Consider the following 19,810-nt stretch of genomic DNA (forward strand, 5'->3'; position numbering starts at 1 on the left):
CCGGTCATGACAGCAGCGGTTTCTCACATTCAGCATACGTTCAGACACGCTGTGGTCTACAGTGGGGCCAGCATTCTGTCCCGCATTGTCGGCTTCCTCATGCTTCCGGTCTACTCTCACTATCTCAGGGGGGAGGGGTACGGCATCATCGGTATGATCGACGTGGTTCTGTCGATGATGACACTGGTGGTGGGGTACGGCATTGCCGGCGCCATGGGGCGCTTCTATTTCGAGCAAAAAACCGAGCAGGAGCGCAAGACCCTGGTATCGACCACCATGGCCCTTATGCTGGCCATGGTGCTACTGGTGTCCTCTCCGGTGCTGATATTTCATGAATCCGTCGCCTGGCTTGCCCTGGGCAGTCGGGAATACGGTTACTACCTGGTTATCGCCGCGCTGGCTTTCATTTGCGAGATGAGTGCCAAAGCACCGGAAGCCTATATCCTGCTGCGGCAGAAACCCTTCCTGATCTCTTTTCTGTCACTAGGGCGCCTAGTACTTGGATTGTCTCTCAATATCTACCTGATCGTCTCTCTTGAAATGGGAGTGTTGGGATATCTGTATGCCTCCCTGCTTACCGGCATAGCAACCACCGTGGTTATGCATGGTTATGCCCTGTATCACGTCGGTTTCGGTTTCGACAGAAAGGTCATCCATAAGATTCTCCGATTCAGCCTGCCGCTGTTGCCTGGGTACGTTGCCATGTTCGTCAGGGGCAATGCCGACCGCGTGATTCTAAGAACCTACCTTGGCCTGGCACAGCTTGGCGCCTTCGAGATGCTGTTCAAGTTCGCGACTCTGCTGGGGGTGTTGATCGTCGAACCCTTTTCCAAAATATGGAACGTCAAACGCTACGAGATCTGCGACGCCCCTGAGGGGCCCGAGACCATGGCCCGAATGTTCAGCCTTCAGTTGGCCCTACTGCTTTTTTTCGGCCTTATTCTTTCACTCGAAATCCCTTTGCTGTTGAGAGTAATGACTCCACCGGAATTCTGGGTGGGTGGCGGCATCGTGTCGTTGGCTGTCGTTTCGCGGATACTCAACGCCGCCTACCAGCAGGTCAGTTTCGGTCTGATCTATGCCAAGAAGACCTTTAATATTTCCGTGATTCAGGGAGTGACGGCAACTCTTAGCATAGCGTTCAATTTTTTACTGATACCCCGGTACGGCATTTTGGGCGCTGTGTTGGCTTCATGCCTGGTGGCTTTGTGTCAATGTGTCATGGCCCATTATATGTCTGTCGGCTATTACCCGATCCCTTTCCAGTGGGGCAAAATTGCCCAGATGACGCTGGCGGCAGCCACTATTTACATTCTAGTTGGGCCCGTCTCCGTCGATTCCTTCGGTTTAGCTCCATGGCTGAACCAAACCCTCAAACCCAGTGTCGCTAGCATGATGACTGCCATGCACCTCGACGCTATCAAGGATGGCAAGCTTTTGCTGTATGTGACCGACAATATCCCACTCGTGGTCGAAGGGACGATTAAACTGTTCCTGGCTTTTTCTTTTCTGCCGATTCTGATTTTCATGGGGATTGTTCCGCGTCGACTTTTCAGATGGCAGGTGTTGTGTCACCCGCTTCGAGCGTTTGCAGGAGGGTGAGGCCTGTCCATTAGCTTCCATAAAATAAGGTGTGTTTGATGGCCGGTATCCTATATCTAATTGATAGTTTGCATGTTGGTGGCACAGAAAAGCAGTTAGTGAAGCTAATTGCTGGGCTCGATCGCCGACGGTTTCAACCTCATTTATGTACTTTAAAGGGAACCGGAGGGCTTCTGGCTGATGTCGACGTACCTCAAATGTTCTTGCCATTTGAAAGCTTCACTAAGCCAACTCTGTTTCCGGCTTTGAAGGGACTAGCGAATTATGTCCGCAACCATGACATCCGCATCATACAGACATTTTTTCAAGATCCTTTTCTAATCGCAGCTTTGACCAGACCTTTTTTTGATGCCCGACTGATAGGTTCATTCCGTGACATGGGGTTCTGGCGTACCCCGGCCGAAAGCCGCAAGATGCGACTTGCGTATCACTTTTTTACGGGGTTTATCGCCAACTCTCAGGCAGTGAAAGACCACTTTGTTCAAATTGATGGTCTTAATGCTGAAAAAATAAGGGTTATTTATAACGGCATCGAAAAAGATGAGGGCGAAAACAGCCTTAAGGGCAAAGATCCCGTTGTTGGCATCGTTGCCAATTGTAATCGTACAGTCAAACGTGTGGATGATTTCGTTCGAGTTGCTGCGATAGTCCATCAGCGATTGCCCAAGGTTAGGTTTGTAGTAGTCGGTGACGGTAATCAGCGTGCCCAGCTTGAACAGATGAGTCAGGCCATGGGGCTTGCTGAAGTTATGACCTTTGCAGGAAGCGTCGCTTGCCCTATGGATTATGTCAGAGGTTTTGATGTGGGAGTTAATGTCTCGGAAACTGAAGGTTTCTGCAACGCCATTCTAGAGTATATGGCTTGTGGAGTGCCAGTAGTGGCCACTGCGGCTGGGGGAAATCCCGAGCTGGTTGATGATGGCGAAAATGGTTATCTGGTACCAGTGGGGGATATAGCATGTATCGCGGAACGAATTGTTCAGCTGGTTGAAAATACAGAAATACGGGCCAAATTCGGTTCAAAGAATGCAGAAAAAGTGTCCGATGTTTTTTCGATGCAGCGAATGATTGATCAACACCAAGATTATTACAATGAGATTTGGCATACAAATAGATAAGAGCCGGCACTATTAAAGGGATCAAATTGAATAAATACAGCCTGATAAACTTTGGATATAATCCGTGGAGTGATTTCTGGAAGAGGAATCAGACAATTTTTTATTTCCTGACCAAGGAAAACATCATCGGTCAATCTTACTTTATCAATACGCCCGTTTGGCCGATGGACCTTATAACAAACCCCAAAGCTGAGTTAGCGCAACCCAAGGTCAACAACTGGAAGGCGATGACCGGTAGAAAGTCAAATTACTTTAAAGGAAAAATCATCACCCCTGTTGTTTTGCCAATGGCCGCAAGAAATTCATGTTTCAAAAAGGTCGGTGATTATATTCTGGAAAGGAACCTGATCGACATTTCGAGTAAAAACACAATTCTGCTGGTTAACAGGCCTGATAGTTGGACCCGCTCGCTGGTAGAAAGACGTTTTTCGGATGTAGCGATAAAAATTTTTGATTGGTCCGATGACTTTGAACAATTTACCGACGATGAAGCCACCCGAAAAACCATACGCGATAATGTTCAATACCATATCTCCTCATCCGACATCGTCTTGTGTGTGAATGATAAATTGGGAGAGTTTGCGAAAAAGATCAATCCCAATTCCCAAGTGGTGAAGAACGCGACGAATTATTTTACTTTCGAATGGGCGTACCCAGTTCGAGTTAGGGCGTTCAGGACCGGTCGACCTCTGATCGGCTATATGGGGTGGATAAATGAATTACGCCTTGATGAGCAGTTGATCGAATATCTGGCGAAAAGTAGACCCGAATGGGATTTTGTTTTTGTCGGGCCCAAGAGCCATGAAGATGCCCTTGCTCGGTTATCTGCCCGTTGTCAGAACGTCCACTTGCGCGACCCGGTTCCCTATTCCAATATCCCATGGGTCCTGAGCCAGTTCGATGTCTGTATACTACCCAATCTGCTGAATAAGCACACTGCTGGAAATGACCCCATCAAGTACTTTGACTACCTCGCCAGTGGCAAGCCTATCGTTTCTACTGATACCGCCGGCGCGGAGTATCTCGCTGGGTATATCGAAATAGCCCACGACAAACAACAGTTTCTAGACAAGATATCAGATTGCCTGAGTCACCCGAAAGAGGAACGTGAGCGGGTCGCTTTCGGGCGGCTCAACTCCTGGTCGAATCGATTTAACGAGGTAAGAGAACTTATATACGAGGCATTGGCTAGAAATGAAAGATAAGATCACTGTCCTTCATTGTATCTTCGACTATTATCCTTCCTTCAGCGGCCATGGGATATACCTGGACAATCTTTTTCCGTTTATCGATCAGACCCGCTACCAAAACAAGGTCTTGTCATGCAGCTATGGAAAATACGGCCCTCGAGACGAATTTCGCGGCATTCCAATCTATCGCTTCGATTTTACGCCTGGTGGCCGATTCTCAGAGTTGCGTCATGGCTATCAGATTCTGCAATTCCTGTTTCGCCACAGGGATATGTTCGACATCCTTCACTTGCATGGGCACATTGACATCTATGGTCTGCTTGCCCTGTTTTGTCGAATTTTTAAAAAAAAGCTGGTTATGCAGATGGTTCTTTTGGGGACAGACGATCCTCTGACTATCAAGCGCAATTACAAGCTGATGGCGTTACGCTTTCACCTTTTTTTGCTGATCGACAAATTTCTATGTATTTCGAGGCAGATTGTAAATTCCTGCATAGAGGCTGGAATCCCCTCTGAACAGGTGGCGTATGTCCCCCAAGGTGTCGACAGCGATCGCTTTCATCCCGTCACCCATGTAGAAAAAGAGCGGATCAGAACAACACTCAGTCTGGAACCTGGAACGAAGGTGGTCACTTTTGTCGGTGCAATTATCAAACGAAAAGGAATCGATTGGCTTATCGACGCGTGGAAGAATATTCAGAGAGATCATGCGAATGCGCTGCTGCTATTAGTTGGGCCTTACCAATTTTCAGATGAGGATACAAATCAGCAAATGCTGGATGCTTTTGTCCAGGGAATCAAGAATGAGATCACCAAAAATCAGTTGAACGTCCGAATGGTTGGGCGTCGAGATGATGTGGATCTTTTTCTTAAAATGTCTGACGTTTTTGTATTGCCTTCTCGGAAAGAAGGTTTTGGCAACGTAATCATCGAAGCAATGGCGTGTGGTGTACCGCCGGTTGTGACCTTTATGGATGGCGTGGCCCTCGATACCGTTCAACACGGGTACAATGGATTCATTGCCAATGATCCGTCCGAGCTATCGAACTATGTGAGTCAGTTGCTGAAAGATGAGCAGATGAGCCTGAAAATAGCTCAGAATGCTCGGCAAACGGTCGAGGAGAGATTCTGTATCAAAAAAATCGCCAAATGTTATGAGAATGTCTATTCGAGTCTTTCTGACACGGTACGGGGAAATAATTAGATGGCAAAGCGATATTTAGTCAATCTTGAATTGACCAATTATTTCGCGGACGAAGTTTTTGTCGAGCCGTTGCCCAATAACTTGAAAATCAAAAAGAATTTTTTCGCCATATTGCGACATGTCTTTGATAACAGAAAAAGTTTTGATGGAATCTTATTGTTCAACCCCTCATTCTTCTGGTTCCTTGCGGCATTTCTGTTGAAGCTAGCCACACTTTTCAGGTTCCGGGTTGTTATTTTCGACCTGTTGCTGCAACGCCCTGAAACCATAAAAGACAAGGCTGTTGCCTTGGTCAAACGAATTCTGCTGGCGCCAGTGGATCTGTTCCTTTTTTTACACAGAGATGTTTCCGGGTACACTGAGTATTACGGGATTGATCCGGGCCGGTGTCGCTATATTCCATTTAAAGCCAACAATTATGAGGTTTTGAAAGACTTTGAGATAACAGATGCGGGCTACGCTCTTTCTTGTGGTGCCAGCCATCGGGATTATCGCCTACTTGACAAGGCTCTCACCTTGGTCGATGTGCCGATGAAAATTGTCCTTCCACAAAAGGATCTCTCCGATTATCACAATTCTGTTATCGACGAAGATGCTTTCGGAGAGAATGTCGAAATCATCCGGCATGATTTTGACAGAACCTCCTGGTATGAATACCTATCCAAATGTCGGTGTGTCGTGCTGCCGATACGTTCGAGTGCAATCCAATGTGCGGGGATCAGTGTCTATCTTGAAGCGATGGCTTTCGGCAAACCCGTCATTATTTCGGAGGGACCGTCGACTAGAGATATCCTGACCTTGAACGAAGCAGCCATCTTCCCCCCGGACGACGCCGCCACGCTGGCCAGCCTGATTGACAGGGTTTGGAAGGATGAGGCGTACCGTCAGCGCCTCGGGCATGCCGGTCAGACCTATGCATTGGCGCTAGAGGGTGAAGAGCGTCTGGTAAAAGATATTCTTCGGGCACTGATCAATTTGTGAGAAAGGTTTCGCAATGACTGTTGGCTGGCGCTTGAGACAGCATATTTTCGAGCCGTTGCATGGGCTGATTTCACACAGCCCGAAGCTGCATTATTGGCGTGAGATCGAAAAAACACAATATCTGCCTGAATCACAGTTGCGCGAAATTCAATGGCAACGCCTTCAAGAAATGCTGGGAATTGTTGCGGAGCAGAATCCCTATTACCGTCACCAATTCGCTCAGGCCAAAATCTCGCCCTTCGATATTAAAACGCCAGAGGATTTTCTCCAGATACCCATCTTAACCAAGGCTGATATCCGTCGCAGTGGCATAGGCATGATAACTGATGGCTATTCTGTAGATCGCCTGCATAAGGCCAAGACGGGTGGTTCGACAGGGAAGTCGCTTGAACTTTTTTTTACCGAGGAGTGTAGTGAACTGAGAAATGCATGCGCACGCCGTCACGACCGTTGGACTGGGTGGGAGCCGGGCGAGCCAATCGCGGCTTGTTGGGGCAACCCACATCTACCGACTACCTTAAAGGCGAAGCTGCGACAAGCCCTTCTACAGCCCATGGTTTACCTCGATACCATGAGCGTCAATCAAGTTTCGGTTACTGAGTTCGTTCGGGAGTGGCGGCGATTATGTCCGACATTGCTTTATGGGCATGCTCATTCTATTTATTTACTCGCTCAACACCTCAAACAGATGGGAATTGAAGACCTTTTGCCAAGAGGAATTCTCTCCACCTCAATGATGTTATTGCCATCTGAACGCAAGGTTATTGAAGATGTTTTTAGTACAAAAGCAATAGATCGTTATGGGTGCGAGGAAGTGGGTCTTATTGGATGTGAATGTGAAAAACATGAAGGGATGCATTTGAATATCGAGCATTTGTTTGTTGAGTTTATCAAGGATGACGGCTCGCCTTGTGAGCCTGGAGAGACTGGACGCATTGTTGTTACCGATCTTGTAAACAAGGCAATGCCTCTTGTTCGCTATCAAGTAGAGGATATTGGTGCACCAACAAAAAGACAATGTAGTTGCGGCAGGGGGTTGCCTCTAATGGATAGTTTGATGGGTCGTGTTGCTGATTTTCTTCAGAAAAGAGATGGCACTAGTGTAGCAGGGATTTCGTTAATTGAAAAAACTTTGACATGTTTCCCAGGTCTGGATCAAATGCAGATTATTCAGCAAAAAATAGACCTCTTTGAAATTAATATCGTTCCGGGAAAATTATTTTCAGCTGAAGTTTTAGATGATTTAAGGCGTTATTTGGAAATAGTCTTTGGTGATGGTATTGCCATCAAATTTTTTATAAAAAAACAAATTCTACCAGAACTATCAGGCAAGTTTAGATTTTCAATCTGTCGAATTTGAGTCGCATGAAAAATCTTGGTTTTTATCTTTATTTAGTGTTTGTTTGCAGCTGGTTTCTGCATTTGCCAGCGAGATTGCCAATTCTCGGCAATTTACGCTTTGACCTATTTCTTGTGCTAGTATTGGCATTAATTGTAATATTTGAAAATAAAAATAATTTTGGAAACAATAATTGCGTTAAAAGATTAAATTTACTAATCCTTATAATTATAATAATAACACCATTCGCCGAATGGCCAGGTAGTGCTATAAAGTTTGGACTGCCTAATTTTATTAAGGCGGTGGTATTTTTTTATTTTACAATAACTTTCGCACATACAGAGAAAAAGTTTAAAACTTTGATTACCTGTTTTATCCTTTGCCAACTTTTTCGTGTGATTGAACCACTTTACCTGCATATTACTGAAGGTTATTGGGGGGACTCTGCTTATATAGGTAGTGGTGATTTTATGGCGAGACTTTCCGGGGCACCACATGATGTTGTTAATCCAAATGGGCTGGCTTTTGTAATATTGACAATTATCCCCTTCCTGTTCCTTTATTTAAAAGAAAGCCTTTTGTGGAGAATTTTAGCTCTGAGTGCGATGCCAGTCCTCTTATATGCACTTTATCTCACTGGTAGCAGATCTGGAATGATTGGTTTATTTTTAATTATGTTTATTTTGATGTATTTTAGTAAAAATAAAGCGAAAAATTTTACGATTCTCCTTATTGCTGGCTGCATCCTGTTCCCGAAGATGGATAGTATTTTTAAGGATCGTTATTTAAGCATTTTTTCCGAAAATACGAAAAATAGCATTACTTCTTCTGATCGTCAAGACGGGATGATTAAGGATTTTAAAACTGGCATGAGAAGACCTATCTTTGGCCATGGCCTGGGGACGTCAAGGGAGGTTAACTTTAACTATGGGAACAGAAAGGTTATGTCACACAATATATATTCTGAAACATTTCAAGAGATAGGTATTGTAGGGCTCATATTTTTTATTCTGTTTATTATCTCAATTTTTGAAAATATAAGAGGTACCATAGTAAGAATAAATAATACTTATTTGTTCAATACAAGAAGCGCTATTTATTTTTTCTGTATTATGAATGTAATTTTTGGTTTAGCTAGCTATGGACTTTCAAGCTATGAGTGGTATCTATTTGGCGGTCTATCTGTCGCCTTGAGTAATTTAAACAATCAAAATGGTGATTACCACTTGTCTCAAGTTATTTTAGAGGAAGGGATAAATGGTCATACAAAAACGCAAGCTTAAATAATTATTAAGAAATTTGGTTAGCATAAATTCAATAAATACATATTGCAATTTAAACAGAAAAATACTATTTCAGGATTTTCTTTATTGAGATGATGGGATAGCACTAAAACTAATTTTTAGGAGCTATGATGTATAAAAAACTTTTGGAAAAAATCATATATCCATTTATGTATTTTGTTAGAAGAGAGAGAGTTTCCACGTTTGTAAAGCTGTATGAAGAATCTCAGTGGAATAGCATCAACATAATCGAGAACAATCAGTTTGAAAAAATAAAAGAACTCATTCAATATCATGCTATTAATTCAAAAACATATAGTCAATTTTTAATAAAAAATGGTGTGTCCACAAATCTATCAACCATTGCTGACTTTGAAAAAATTCCGATTATGGAAAAATCTGATGTAAATAATTTTTTAGTTGATGCTAAGAAAAATTATTCCTCTTTTGGTAGCTATACTGTGAGATTGACTGGAGGGAGTTCTGGAGTTCCTGCAGTTGTTTTTGTTGACCCGGAGTGCTCTGCCCGGTCTTTGGCTGCTAGAATCGTATGCCAAGGATGGCATGGAGTCAAGCCGAGTGACCGTCAAATAAGGTTGTGGGGCCGCCCGTTAGTTTCTGGACGTACCAAAGCATTTCTTAAAGACTTATTGCTAAATAGGATTAGATTAAATTCACAATCCTTCGAAGAAATTAAGATTAATAAAACCATTAAAAAGTTAATAAAATCAAAACCTGACTATATTTATGGCTATGCTTCGTTAATTCAACTGGTATCTGATAAAATAAATGACAAAAATTTGAAACAAATTTTTAAAAACATTAAATGTGTTATATCTACATCTGAAACTATGAGTATAAAGCAACAGAAGGCTATTAGTGAAAAATTTAAGTGTCCTGTGGTTGATGAATATGGGTGTAGTGAAGTTGATATTATTGCCTTCGAATGTCCAAGCGGAAGTAAACATATTGTATCAGACAACGTTTTTATTGAAATAATTAGATTCGGAGATGAGCCAGATGGATATGGGCAAGTTGTGATTACTGATTTAAATAATAAATTAATGCCAATGATTCGCTATCGGTTGGGAGATCTGGTGTCAGTTGAAAAAATTAAGTGTAGTTGTGGGCGAGGGTGGCCTTGTCTGGGGCGAATAATTGGTCGCTCTCAAGGCCAGTACATTTTTTCTCCAGGTAAGGGCATGGTTCATAGTCAATATGTTGTCTATATTATTGAAGAGTTAGTTTTTAAAGGATTTCCTATCGAAATTTTTAAGATTATTCAGTCAGATAATTACAATTTAAAAATAATTCTCGGTTTAAAGGAAGGAACAGATTTAGATCTTGGAGAGGTTTCTACTTACTTCAAAAATGAAAGTAAGCATGTTTTAGGGGAAGGGTTAATTTGTAATTTTGAAATAGCCTCAGTTGACACTATGAGGAAAGATTTAAAAAACAAATTCTGTCACTTCGAGTCCCAGATTTGAATTGGTTAGAGTTTAAGTATTTGGGCTAGACATAGTTTCTAGGTAATTAATCGGTGAGATAAATTGAAAAAAAACATCCATTTTAATGTTGTAGCTGTTGGTGATCTAATGCTTGGCGATTCAGCTAAGTGTATTGGTATTGGTGTTCGCTCTCGCATGGAAAAATACGGGGTTGACTATGTTTTTTCAAATATAAAAAAAGAACTAAGGGGTGATATTGTTTTCGGGAATTTAGAGTGCGTATTATCTGATAAAAAGTATATGAAAAATAATTTTTCAAGAGCTCAAATGATAGGTACTCCGTCGTGTGTTGATGCCTTAAAGCATGCTGGGTTTAATTCGCTTAACGTAGCCAATAACCATACAATGCAACATGGTGCAGAAGGATTTAATGAAACTTGTAACATTCTTAAAAAAAACGGATTCTATGTTATTGGTATTAGAGGTAGAGATGGCTATACCTGTTTACCCGAAATAATTGAAATTAATAATGCAAAAATTGGGTTGCTTGGGTATAGCTTAACTAAAGAGAATTACGAAAAAAAAGAACTTTTATATGCGTCTGGAAGTATTGAGGATATATTGGAAGATGTAGAAAAAATTAAAAATATATGTGATTACTTAATTGTTAGTGTCCATTGGGGCGATGAATTTGTTCATGTTGCATCAAAAAACAGTAAGGAAATTGGAGCAAAATTATTGGCATGCGGTGTTGATCTTGTGCTTGGACACCACTCACATACTCCACAGGAGATTTGCGTAAAAAATACTTCTAACATATTTTATGGTTTAGGAAACTTTGTGTCAGATATGATTTGGGATTCAAAGCTTAGGAATTCCTTAATTTATAAAGCTACTGTTAAGAATCTAGTCGTGACTAAACAAAGTATCATCAGTTGTTTTATTGACTCTAATTATAGAGTTGTCAAGAAAGAAGAACTAACGCTTGATGAATATATAGAAAAATTTAAAAATATTTGGGAAAATGAAAAATTAATAGAATATGAAGAACTTGTTGAGAAAATGAGAATCAGGAACAGAAATTTGTCACATATTTACGTTATTAAGAATTTTCATAAATACAAAAGTCTAGTCTTTTTAAAAATATTAACAAATTCAATAATGTCATTATACAATGGCTATAAATGGAAAAAATTTAACAAAACATGGGTAAAATATAATGAAAAATAAAGTATCCTTTATAATCCCAACAAAAAACGAAGAAAAAAGGCTGGCAAGCTGTATCGATTCAATAAAACGATGTGATAAAGATGGTTTTTATATAGAAATAATTGTAGTCGATAATGGCTCCGATGACAACACAGTATCCTTAGCCCGAAGTCTTGGAGCTAAAACATATATAGACCCTGATGCGACGATAGGAAAACTTAGAAATATAGGGGCAAAAAATTCAGTTGGAGACATTCTTTGTTTTGTCGATGCTGATGTAAATGTCGGTGTTGAGTTTTTATTATCCTTGGAAGAGATATTGGAAGATTCTTCCGTCGGTATTGTGACAGGGCCAATTTTATTGCCTGATAATCCGTCATGGGTTGAATTAATATGGGCACTTGGGAGAAATAATAGAAAAGGTAGGTTAGAAGTATTTTGGTCTTCTTCAATGAATATGATAGTTAAAAGACATGTCTTTGATTCTGTAGGTGGATTCTCTGAAAATATGAAAACTTGTGAAGACGTTGATTTTTCAAGAAAAGTTATCACATTGAATTATAAAATTATTTATGAACATGAAAGAAACGTAGTCCATATGGGCGAAGCCAAAAGTCTTATAGGGTTATATAGAAAAGAAAAATGGCGTGGTAAAAGTATTTGGATGCTTTTTTTTAAAAATATAAATGATCCAAGGAGATGGCTAAATATTTGTCAATTGATTTATTTTCTTTTTGCAACCATGTTTCTTTTAATTTCAATAGTTCTTTTAAACTATGAGTTAACAATTATATCAGTAATTCTGATTTTTACATTACCATTTATCAGGTCACTTAATGTTGTTATGAAAACTAAGAAATTACTTTACTTTCCTCAATTAATAATTGTTTGGTTTGTTTATTATTCAGCCCGAACAAGAGCTTTGTTTTGAACTGATTTTCTTTGTCATTATTGCCGGATTTTTCAAGTAAAATTGTCATCTTTGAAGCGTTTGAAAATTTCTCTTTGTTCCACCCTAGTATAAGACTAAATGTTCAGCCCTGGTATTCTTATCTTTTAACTGACGATTTAATGGTGTCTTTAGGGCAGCGTCAGCAACGATTCGAATCGCACCAAATAGTTCTTTGAAAAAGACAAGGAAAGGGCCGTGGCTTTTTTCTTTAATTGCAAATTTAGGCGTTTACAGATAGCGTTCATCTTGTCTGCCCAGGGCCATTATTGTATCTGTTTGTATGGAACATGGGTGCTTGCATTTATTGGCATGATAGCTGCAAAAAATATTGCAAGAGACATGTAGTGCTTTGCGTACAAATGTCATTTTTGCTTAATACCCCCTCGCATCGCTATGCCGCCCTCGTGGTGGTTAGCCAAGTGTCATAAGGAGAAGAGTTGTGCTCAAATTATTTAAGGTATCTTTTTGGTCAGTCCTTATTTTGTTTTTAAGTCAAGCTGCTTTTGCAGCACCAACTGTTAATGCTGTAAATTCTGTCACCAATTCAAGTTTGGTAATTCAAGGTGCTGGTTTTGGAATCAAAGTTCCTGCCGAACCCCTTTTGTGGGAAAATTTTGAAAGGGGGGTAGACGGCAGTTTTTTAGCAACTGACCCGAAATGGAAAAATTATTCCATGAACGCTACTAACCCTAAATACTCTGCTGCAATGGTATATTCTGGTAATTTAGCAGGACATGGGAGAGCTTTTCCGAATTCGCCGGCGCCTGGAAATGAGGAGGATTGTTCAGCGTATTTCACTTTTGATGGCCAGGATGCCCTGTATGCCTCTTATTATTCATATGTTAAATTAGGTGGTCCTTTCCAGGGAACTGGAAAGTTTGCCCGTTTCAATTCGCAATCTGCGTACACCGGGGTACCTTCATTCATTACCCAAACCACCGCCGCTGCATACTCGTATCCTACAATCAACACTGGATCTGGTGGACCTACTTTTCACAATATTGGGTTCAAAATGGCCCAAAATAAATGGAACCGTATGGAAATGTTCGAGTTTCTTTCCACCCCAGGGGGGGCAAAAAATGGCATTGTTGAATTGAACGAAAATAATGGGCCTAATTTAATACCGGCAAGTTTTGATGGTATAACCCGAGCTTCAGGAATTTCTAGTAAGTTAAATATATTTTTGTTGCCTCTTATGTGGGCAAATTTAACTGGTGAAAATTATGCCGATATGTATGTTGATGATGTATATATTGATATTACTCGTGCTCGTGTCGAAATTGGTAATGCTATCAATTGGCATGACTGTACTACTAGAGAAGTACAAATTCCATCGGCATGGACTAATAATTCCATCACAGTTAGTTTAAACCTAGGCCGACTTAAAGAGGACGAAAAGAAGTTTTTATTTGTTGTCGACAGCAATGGTGATATGAATACTATAGGTTTTCCAGTCACAATTAATGGATCCGGCGAAGTAGACCCCATTACCCCTGGACTAGAGCCCGCCCAAAACCTAAGGGATGTGCCTGTCCAATAAAAATTAGACTTCTATCACCTAAAAGGGGCCCCTAATCGGGCCCTTTTTTTTATTTGTCATCTACCTTAAAGGTCATTAAATCATTGAAACTGTGGCATTTTTTGACACTGGATAAAATTGCTGTAAAATACTGAAATCATATAAAAAACTAAATCAATACTCGTACTGCTCTTTGGGTTTTTGATATTCGTATGCAATTCCGACTACTTATAACTGTTGCATTTTTGTTACATCAATCCGGTGAATGGCGGCTTTCTGGATAAATTTTGTAGTGAAAACGCATGCCGAATTGACGGAAATTGTCGAAAAATAACATTTTTTTGATTCTTGTTCTTAGGCTATTTTAAGGATGGCCCCTTTTTTATGGCATTGATCCTGTTGATGATTTCCGCTTGCGTGGCGGCATTCGTTCTTGCCTTGGTTTCAACCTTAATCCGCCGTCGCAGCGGCGGCCTTCTTCTTTTCATCTTAGTTCTTCTTTTTTCTATCTTTCTTGAGATCTTCGAGTTTAGTGCCTTATCATCACCAGCCAAATGGCCGCGTTGGAAGTATGCTGCCTTGTTGGTGGAATCCTTCTTGCCTGCATGCTGGCTTGGGTTTTGTCTGCTCTTTTACCGCGAAGGGTATAAGCGCTTGCCGCTTTGGCAGTGGCTGCTGTTTCTGCCGGCTGTGGGCTATCTGGCCGTCAATGCCTTCTCGCCAGTTGATCGTTTGTTCTTTTCTCCGGATTTTGTCGACGAAAATCTTCTTTTTGTCAGTTACTACGGACTTTTCTTTTATATCACTCTGTCCCTGTATCTCACGCTTGCCCTGGTGAACCTGGAAAAAACCTTTTTCGCCTATCCACGCTATGAGCGGTGGCAGGTGAAGTTTGAATTTATCGGTATAGGCACCATTCTTGTGGCCAGTCTGCTCTATTACAGTCAGGCCCTCTTGTATCGCTCTCTTGACATGTCTTTAGTCCCACTTCGCACTGCAGGGCTTCTGATCGGTTGCCTCTTGATCCTTTTCTCGCAATTGAAGCGGGGAGGTGGGCATAGAATACGGTTGTCCCGGGATGTAACCTACCGCTCCATGGTAGTCATTGCCATAGGTTTGTATTTCCTGGTTTTGGGGTTGCTTGGGGAGGGGATGCTTTACCTTGGTGGCGGCTCCCAGAAGCTTCTTTTTGTCCTGGTGGCCTTTTTACTGGGGATTGTTTTTATTGTTTTTCTGCTTTCGGAACATATTCGGCGAAAGGTCATGGTGCTTCTGCACAAGGCGTTTTTTGCCGAGAAGTACGACTACCGTATCCACTGGAAATCTCTGACCGATGAGTTGGGGCGGGTGCGGTCTGTCGAAGAAGTTAGATCGGTCATCCTGAAAACTTTTTGCGAGACCTTTGCCACGCAGGCGGGTGCTCTGTTCTGGCAGAAGCGTGAGGGCGGTGCTTTCGAGCTGGCGGGTGAGTATCATCTGCCCTGGCATCATGGGAACTTTGCGCCTGACAGCGCCCTGGTTGGATTGTTGCGTGATGACGAACGGATTCTGGATGTGGCATCTGACGACGCGGGTCATCTGCCTTTTTTAGAGGGGGAAGCCATAGCCTTTGTCGTTCCTTTGGTTTTTGAGCAGCGGCTAAAGGGAATGATTCTTCTTGGCCGCCGGATCAACTCAGGGGAGGCGATGACCTATGAAGATTATGATCTGATGAAGATGCTGGCTCGCCAGGCCGTGACGTCTTTGCTGAACTGGCACTTGGTTGAAGAGGTGGTCGCTCATAAGGAGATGGCGGCCATGGGAAAGGTAACTACCTTCGTCATGCATGATCTGAAAAATACCGTGTCCAACCTGGCCTTGGCTGTCGATAACGGCCGTCATTATTTAAACGATCCTGCCTTTCAGCAGGATATGCTGGAAACCCTCGATAAGAGCGTTGAACGAATGAAGGGGCTGATCGACAGGCTGAAAAACCTGGAAGGGACAAAGTCGCTTGCCACCGAGCGCGTTGATTTGCTGGAACTGGCCTTACGCCTTGTGCGGGAAATGTCTGTCAAGGGGGTCCGAGTGACGGGCAATCCTGCTTTTTGCCAGGCCGACCCGATAGAACTGGCCAAGGTTATTGAAAATCTTATTCTCAATGCTCTGGACGCCAGCAACGGTGAAGGGCCTGTTGATTTGGAGGTAGGTCAGGCTGGGATGGCCTATCTGCGCTGCCGCGATGACGGCTGCGGGATGTCCGAAGCTTTTGTAAGGGACCGCCTGTTCAAACCCTTCGAGACCACCAAGAAAAAAGGGTTTGGCATCGGCCTTTATCAGAGCCGGAATATCGTGGAGGCCCATGGTGGTCGCATTGAGGTTGAAAGCCAGGAGGGCGGGGGGGCGACGTTCACTGTCTGGCTGCCTGGGTGTGACTTGGCAGAATAAAGGCATGCCCGTTTTATGGTGAGGGGTTTTATGGAAAAACTGCTGGTTATCGATGACAACAGCGAAATTCTGAAGCAGTTGCGCTGGGGGCTGGGCAAGGACTACAAGGTTCTGTTCGCGGCGAATGGTCAGGAGGCCATGGAGCTGTTTGTCAAGAATGAGCCGAAGGTCGTGACCCTCGATCTGGGCCTGCCTCCTGATCCCGATGGCTCGGAGGAGGGGTTTCGCTGTCTTTCCCGGATGCTGCAACAGGCGCCGGCGACCAAGGTCATCGTTATTACCGGACGGGGCGAACAGAAGGTGGCCCTTAAGGCTATCCAACTGGGCGCTTATGATTTTTATCACAAACCCATCGACCTGAACGAGCTGAAGGTCATCCTTTCGCGGGCCTTTCATCTGGCGGCGCTGGAGGCTGAGAATCGGCAGCTGCAGTCAGCGCTGGTGGCCGAGCAGAATACTCAGGGCATTTTCGGTCAATGCCCGCCCATGCAGGAGGTTTTCACCACCATCCGTAAGGTGGCGACCACCAATGTCTCGGTGCTGGTGCTGGGAGAGAGCGGTACGGGCAAGGAGCTGGTGGCTAGAGCCATCCATGGCGAAAGCCTGCGCGCCAAGGCTCCCTTTATCCCCATCAACTGCGGGGCTATCCCCGAGAACCTGCTGGAGTCGGAACTGTTCGGGCATGAAAAGGGCGCTTTTACCGGAGCGCAGAACCGGGTGCACGGCAAGGTGGAATATGCTCACAACGGCACGCTCTTTCTTGATGAAATCGGTGAGCTGTCGGCGCCTTTGCAGGTCAAGTTGCTGCGTTTTCTGCAGGATGGGGTTATGCAGCGGGTCGGCGGCCGCGAGGATATTGCCGTCGATGTGCGGGTGATTGCCGCGACCAACGTGGATATCGAGAAGGCCATCGCCTCAGGTGCTTTCCGTGAGGATCTCTACTACCGCCTTGGGGTTATCAGTATTGTGCTGCCGCCGCTGCGCGAGCGGGGAGACGATGTCCTGCTGCTGGCCAATCTTTTTCTCCATCGCTACAGCGACAGTTTCAAGAAAAAGGTGAGGGGATTCAGCGTGGCGGCCATGAATCAGCTGCAAAGCTATGCCTGGCCGGGGAACGTGCGGGAGCTGGAGAACAAGGTGAAGCGCGCCATTATCATGAGCGATGGCCCCCTGATCACTCCGGTGGATTTAGGTTTTGAAAGCTCTGCGGCCAATCTGGAACCGGAAGCAAAAACGGTTGGCATGTCTTTGAAGGATGCCAAAGACAAGGTTGAGCGGCAGATGGTGCTGGCGGCTATTGAACAGGAGCAGGGCAATGTAGCCAAGGCGGCTGAAACCTTAGGTATCAGCCGCCCGACGATCTATGATCTGATGAAAAAGCATGGACTGCATGTCAGCACCGAGGGCTGACTTCGGTCTTACGAGTTGGTCGTTGTAAAGCTGTAGGTCGAGCTTTCGGTGACGGTTACGCCATCGTCGGCGACGACTTTCCAGTAATAGGTAGTATTGGGGTCGAAATCGAAGATCTCGAAAGTGCTTTCCACCAGATTATCCACCACATCCGTGTATTGAGGCGCAACAGACGACGGTTGATCGATATTCACCGAACCGCTGATCGCGTCATCTCCACCACCACCGCCACCGCAGCTGGCCAACAGCATGGTGGCGCCCACCAGGGCGGGAATCACCGCTTTTCTCATTTTACGACGCTGGGGAATGGCCAGACTGAGCAACGACAGGGCGGCGATCGCCAGCAGAACTTCCTTGTTCGGATAGAGTGGTTCGAAATTTATGCTGCCCACTGCGCCTGACTGGAGGGTCGGGTCGGTGCCGTAGTAGAGGGTGTAAACGACGTTACGGCCGTCAGAGGGGTCGCTCCAGTTGAATTGCACCGTTCTGGGGATTTCGCTGGCCTGATTGGCCGGATATTGCAGGGAGGGAATGAAGGGATTGGGATCCCCGGCACTCCAGGCAATAACGTTGGAGAAAGGGCTTTCATTGCCGGCGGCATCGTAGGCCACCACCGTAAAGTAGTAAACGACGCCGGCATCGAGGCCGCTCAGGCTCGTCGTCAGGGTATCCCCGACAATAACGGGAGAATTCCCTTCAATGGCGCCGGTGCCGTTGAGGGGAGCGACGGAAGAGCCCGCTTTGTAATACATCTTGTAGCCGACGACTCCTGCGGAGGGACTTGGATCCCAGGCCAGGGTGACGTCAGCGGCAAAGGAGAGGGTGGCGGTGAAAAGGCACAGCAGTAGGGTGGACAAAGAGAGGACGTGTTTCGTTTTCATTTGGGAACTCCGATCTTTCGGCCTAGGCCATTTATCATTTGGGTGACAAAAATTGCAGTGGACGTGGTTTTTGGAACTGTCGTTCCCGTCGCCGCCTTTCTTATCAAGTTCCATGCCAGTCAATGATGTCTTGGGTCCTGTGATGCCGTATATTCGAAGACTGAAATCATCGGAAACAGAATTTAAGTCGTTGAAATTGTTTTGGGCAAAAGCACAGGACAGAAAAAGCCTGTACCGAAAAAAGTTTTTATTTTTCAGTCATCTTCAGGGCGTGTTCCCTGTTTTCATGTCGCAATTTCGACACGTCTCCAAAAAAGTTGCCAAAACACGTTCTCCCCCTGCCTTTTATGGTCATGCAGGCATTTATCGAAAAATAAGGAAGGGACAGTTGAGTGGATAACAGGCTGTTTTTTTTGTGAATTGGTAAGACAGGCGGGAGTGTTGTAATTAAGCTACAGTTGAACGGTCTCTGTTTATGGTCTACCAGAAGCGCCATTGCCCGGTTTGCAAAACGTAGAGGCCCAGGGCGAGGTTGGCCACGGCATGGGCCAGTATGCACTGGGCGATGCTGCGGGTTTGGTAGAGGAGCAGGTTGAAAAGGGCCCCGGCGACGATGCCGGCGACGATGTAGTGATGTTCAAGACCGAAAAGGACGCTGGCGACCAGGAAGGAGAACCAGCTGAAGGTGCCGATGGCGACGGTGGTGAATTGACTTTTGATGAGATACCGGAGTAAAAAGGAGCGCCAAAAAAGCTCTTCCATGATAGGTACCACGACGACGGCGCCCGCCAGGCGGCAGGCAATAAAGGCGTAGCGGTTGGCCTCCTCGGAGATGGTTTGCGGATCGAACCCTGCCGATTCCCCCTGAGAGAGGAGACTCCAGTCAAGGTGGATCCACAGCGCGAAGATCAGCAGGCCGATGAGGATGCTGAGTGCGCTGGTTTTTATCTGCAGCCACTGGCGGATGTCTATCTCAGAATAGAATTTGCGGTAGAAAATCAGTATGGCCGCGACGGAAAAGATTTTAAGGGCATAGAGGGGGTAAAGGATCTTTGTGTCGAGCAGGATGAGCTGCTGGCCGTGCAGATGGCGCATCAACTCTTCTATCCCCACAAAGGCCATGAATACGGTAAAGGGGAGAACTCGGGACCAGAAATTCTGATTCAAGGCGATTTCCGTCTTAAGGGGTGACTCACGGTAACAACGATTGCTCTCCTTCCTGCCGTTCCATTGTAAAAGGCTTTGTT

15 protein-coding genes are annotated in these 19,810 nt (G+C 44.5%); 13 read left to right on the forward strand and 2 right to left on the reverse strand.

Annotation, left to right across the window (positions count from 1 at the left end; all coding sequences use genetic code 11):
* Positions 1-6 precede the first annotated feature (6 nt).
* The 13 genes from AOP6_RS06495 (at position 7) to prsR (ending at position 17,682) form a co-directional block, all read left to right on the forward strand.
* The gene (locus AOP6_RS06495; RefSeq protein ID WP_155875839.1) at positions 7-1,602 is read left to right on the forward strand and encodes an oligosaccharide flippase family protein; all 1,596 of its coding nucleotides are present in this window, start codon (positions 7-9) and stop codon (positions 1,600-1,602) included.
* A gap of 38 nt (positions 1,603-1,640) precedes the next feature.
* Complete coding sequence (locus AOP6_RS06500; protein WP_155875841.1) at positions 1,641-2,720, forward strand: glycosyltransferase; 1,080 nt, start codon at positions 1,641-1,643, stop codon at positions 2,718-2,720.
* A 26-nt stretch (positions 2,721-2,746) separates the two neighbouring features.
* The gene (locus tag AOP6_RS06505; protein WP_155875843.1) at positions 2,747-3,925 is read left to right on the forward strand and encodes a glycosyltransferase; all 1,179 of its coding nucleotides are present in this window, start codon (positions 2,747-2,749) and stop codon (positions 3,923-3,925) included.
* Positions 3,915-5,114, forward strand: a complete 1,200-nt coding sequence (locus tag AOP6_RS06510) for a glycosyltransferase family 4 protein (RefSeq protein ID WP_155875845.1) — start codon at positions 3,915-3,917, stop codon at positions 5,112-5,114. The genes AOP6_RS06505 and AOP6_RS06510 overlap by 11 nt, the downstream gene beginning before the upstream one ends.
* Complete coding sequence (locus AOP6_RS06515; protein ID WP_155875847.1) at positions 5,115-6,095, forward strand: glycosyltransferase; 981 nt, start codon at positions 5,115-5,117, stop codon at positions 6,093-6,095. It begins immediately after the preceding gene.
* A 13-nt stretch (positions 6,096-6,108) separates the two neighbouring features.
* Entirely contained in the window at positions 6,109-7,455 is a 1,347-nt protein-coding gene (locus AOP6_RS06520) for a phenylacetate--CoA ligase family protein (protein WP_155875849.1), read from the forward strand.
* 5 nt (positions 7,456-7,460) lie between these two features.
* Complete coding sequence (locus AOP6_RS06525; RefSeq protein WP_155875851.1) at positions 7,461-8,717, forward strand: O-antigen ligase family protein; 1,257 nt, start codon at positions 7,461-7,463, stop codon at positions 8,715-8,717.
* A gap of 131 nt (positions 8,718-8,848) precedes the next feature.
* Complete coding sequence (locus tag AOP6_RS06530; protein ID WP_155875853.1) at positions 8,849-10,204, forward strand: phenylacetate--CoA ligase family protein; 1,356 nt, start codon at positions 8,849-8,851, stop codon at positions 10,202-10,204.
* 63 nt (positions 10,205-10,267) lie between these two features.
* Entirely contained in the window at positions 10,268-11,395 is a 1,128-nt protein-coding gene (locus AOP6_RS06535; protein WP_155875855.1) for a CapA family protein, read from the forward strand.
* On the forward strand, positions 11,385-12,305 hold the full coding sequence (locus AOP6_RS06540; protein ID WP_155875857.1) for a glycosyltransferase: 921 nt from the start codon (positions 11,385-11,387) through the stop codon (positions 12,303-12,305). The genes AOP6_RS06535 and AOP6_RS06540 overlap by 11 nt, the downstream gene beginning before the upstream one ends.
* Positions 12,306-12,765: 460 nt before the next feature.
* Complete coding sequence (locus tag AOP6_RS06545) at positions 12,766-13,866, forward strand: hypothetical protein (RefSeq protein WP_155875859.1); 1,101 nt, start codon at positions 12,766-12,768, stop codon at positions 13,864-13,866.
* Between the two features lie 381 nt (positions 13,867-14,247).
* Positions 14,248-16,272, forward strand: coding sequence for an XrtA/PEP-CTERM system histidine kinase PrsK (prsK, locus tag AOP6_RS06550; protein WP_225897376.1), 2,025 nt, complete (start codon positions 14,248-14,250; stop codon positions 16,270-16,272).
* A 30-nt stretch (positions 16,273-16,302) separates the two neighbouring features.
* Positions 16,303-17,682 carry a PEP-CTERM-box response regulator transcription factor gene (gene prsR / locus AOP6_RS06555; RefSeq protein WP_155875863.1) on the forward strand — a complete coding sequence of 460 codons (1,380 nt, stop codon included), beginning with the start codon at positions 16,303-16,305 and terminating at the stop codon, positions 17,680-17,682.
* An 8-nt stretch (positions 17,683-17,690) separates the two neighbouring features.
* Here the strand turns inward: prsR and AOP6_RS06560 are convergent, their stop codons facing one another.
* Together AOP6_RS06560 and AOP6_RS06565 are read right to left on the reverse strand one after the other, a co-directional pair.
* A complete protein-coding gene (locus AOP6_RS06560; protein WP_155875865.1) occupies positions 17,691-18,563 on the reverse strand; it encodes a fibronectin type III domain-containing protein in 873 nt (290 codons plus the stop codon).
* A 480-nt stretch (positions 18,564-19,043) separates the two neighbouring features.
* Entirely contained in the window at positions 19,044-19,730 is a 687-nt protein-coding gene (locus tag AOP6_RS06565; protein ID WP_225897370.1) for a CAAX prenyl protease-related protein, read from the reverse strand.
* Positions 19,731-19,810: the final 80 nt, after the last annotated feature.

This window comes from Desulfuromonas sp. AOP6 (genome assembly GCF_009731355.2).
Classification (GTDB): Bacteria; Desulfobacterota; Desulfuromonadia; order Desulfuromonadales; family SZUA-540; genus SZUA-540.

Bases quoted from the DNA above. Each gene is read 5' to 3' on its own strand.
- AOP6_RS06495 (WP_155875839.1), top strand. From the start codon at position 7: ATGACAGCAGCGGTTTCTCACATTCAGCATACGTTCAGACACGCTGTG.
- AOP6_RS06500 (WP_155875841.1), top strand. From the start codon at position 1,641: ATGGCCGGTATCCTATATCTAATTGATAGTTTGCATGTTGGTGGCACA.
- AOP6_RS06510 (WP_155875845.1), top strand. From the start codon at position 3,915: ATGAAAGATAAGATCACTGTCCTTCATTGTATCTTCGACTATTATCCT.
- AOP6_RS06515 (WP_155875847.1), top strand. From the start codon at position 5,115: ATGGCAAAGCGATATTTAGTCAATCTTGAATTGACCAATTATTTCGCG.
- AOP6_RS06520 (WP_155875849.1), top strand. From the start codon at position 6,109: ATGACTGTTGGCTGGCGCTTGAGACAGCATATTTTCGAGCCGTTGCAT.
- AOP6_RS06525 (WP_155875851.1), top strand. From the start codon at position 7,461: ATGAAAAATCTTGGTTTTTATCTTTATTTAGTGTTTGTTTGCAGCTGG.
- AOP6_RS06530 (WP_155875853.1), top strand. From the start codon at position 8,849: ATGTATAAAAAACTTTTGGAAAAAATCATATATCCATTTATGTATTTT.
- AOP6_RS06540 (WP_155875857.1), top strand. From the start codon at position 11,385: ATGAAAAATAAAGTATCCTTTATAATCCCAACAAAAAACGAAGAAAAA.
- prsK (WP_225897376.1), top strand. From the start codon at position 14,248: ATGATTTCCGCTTGCGTGGCGGCATTCGTTCTTGCCTTGGTTTCAACC.
- prsR (WP_155875863.1), top strand. From the start codon at position 16,303: ATGGAAAAACTGCTGGTTATCGATGACAACAGCGAAATTCTGAAGCAG.
- AOP6_RS06560 (WP_155875865.1), bottom strand. From the start codon at position 18,563: ATGAAAACGAAACACGTCCTCTCTTTGTCCACCCTACTGCTGTGCCTT.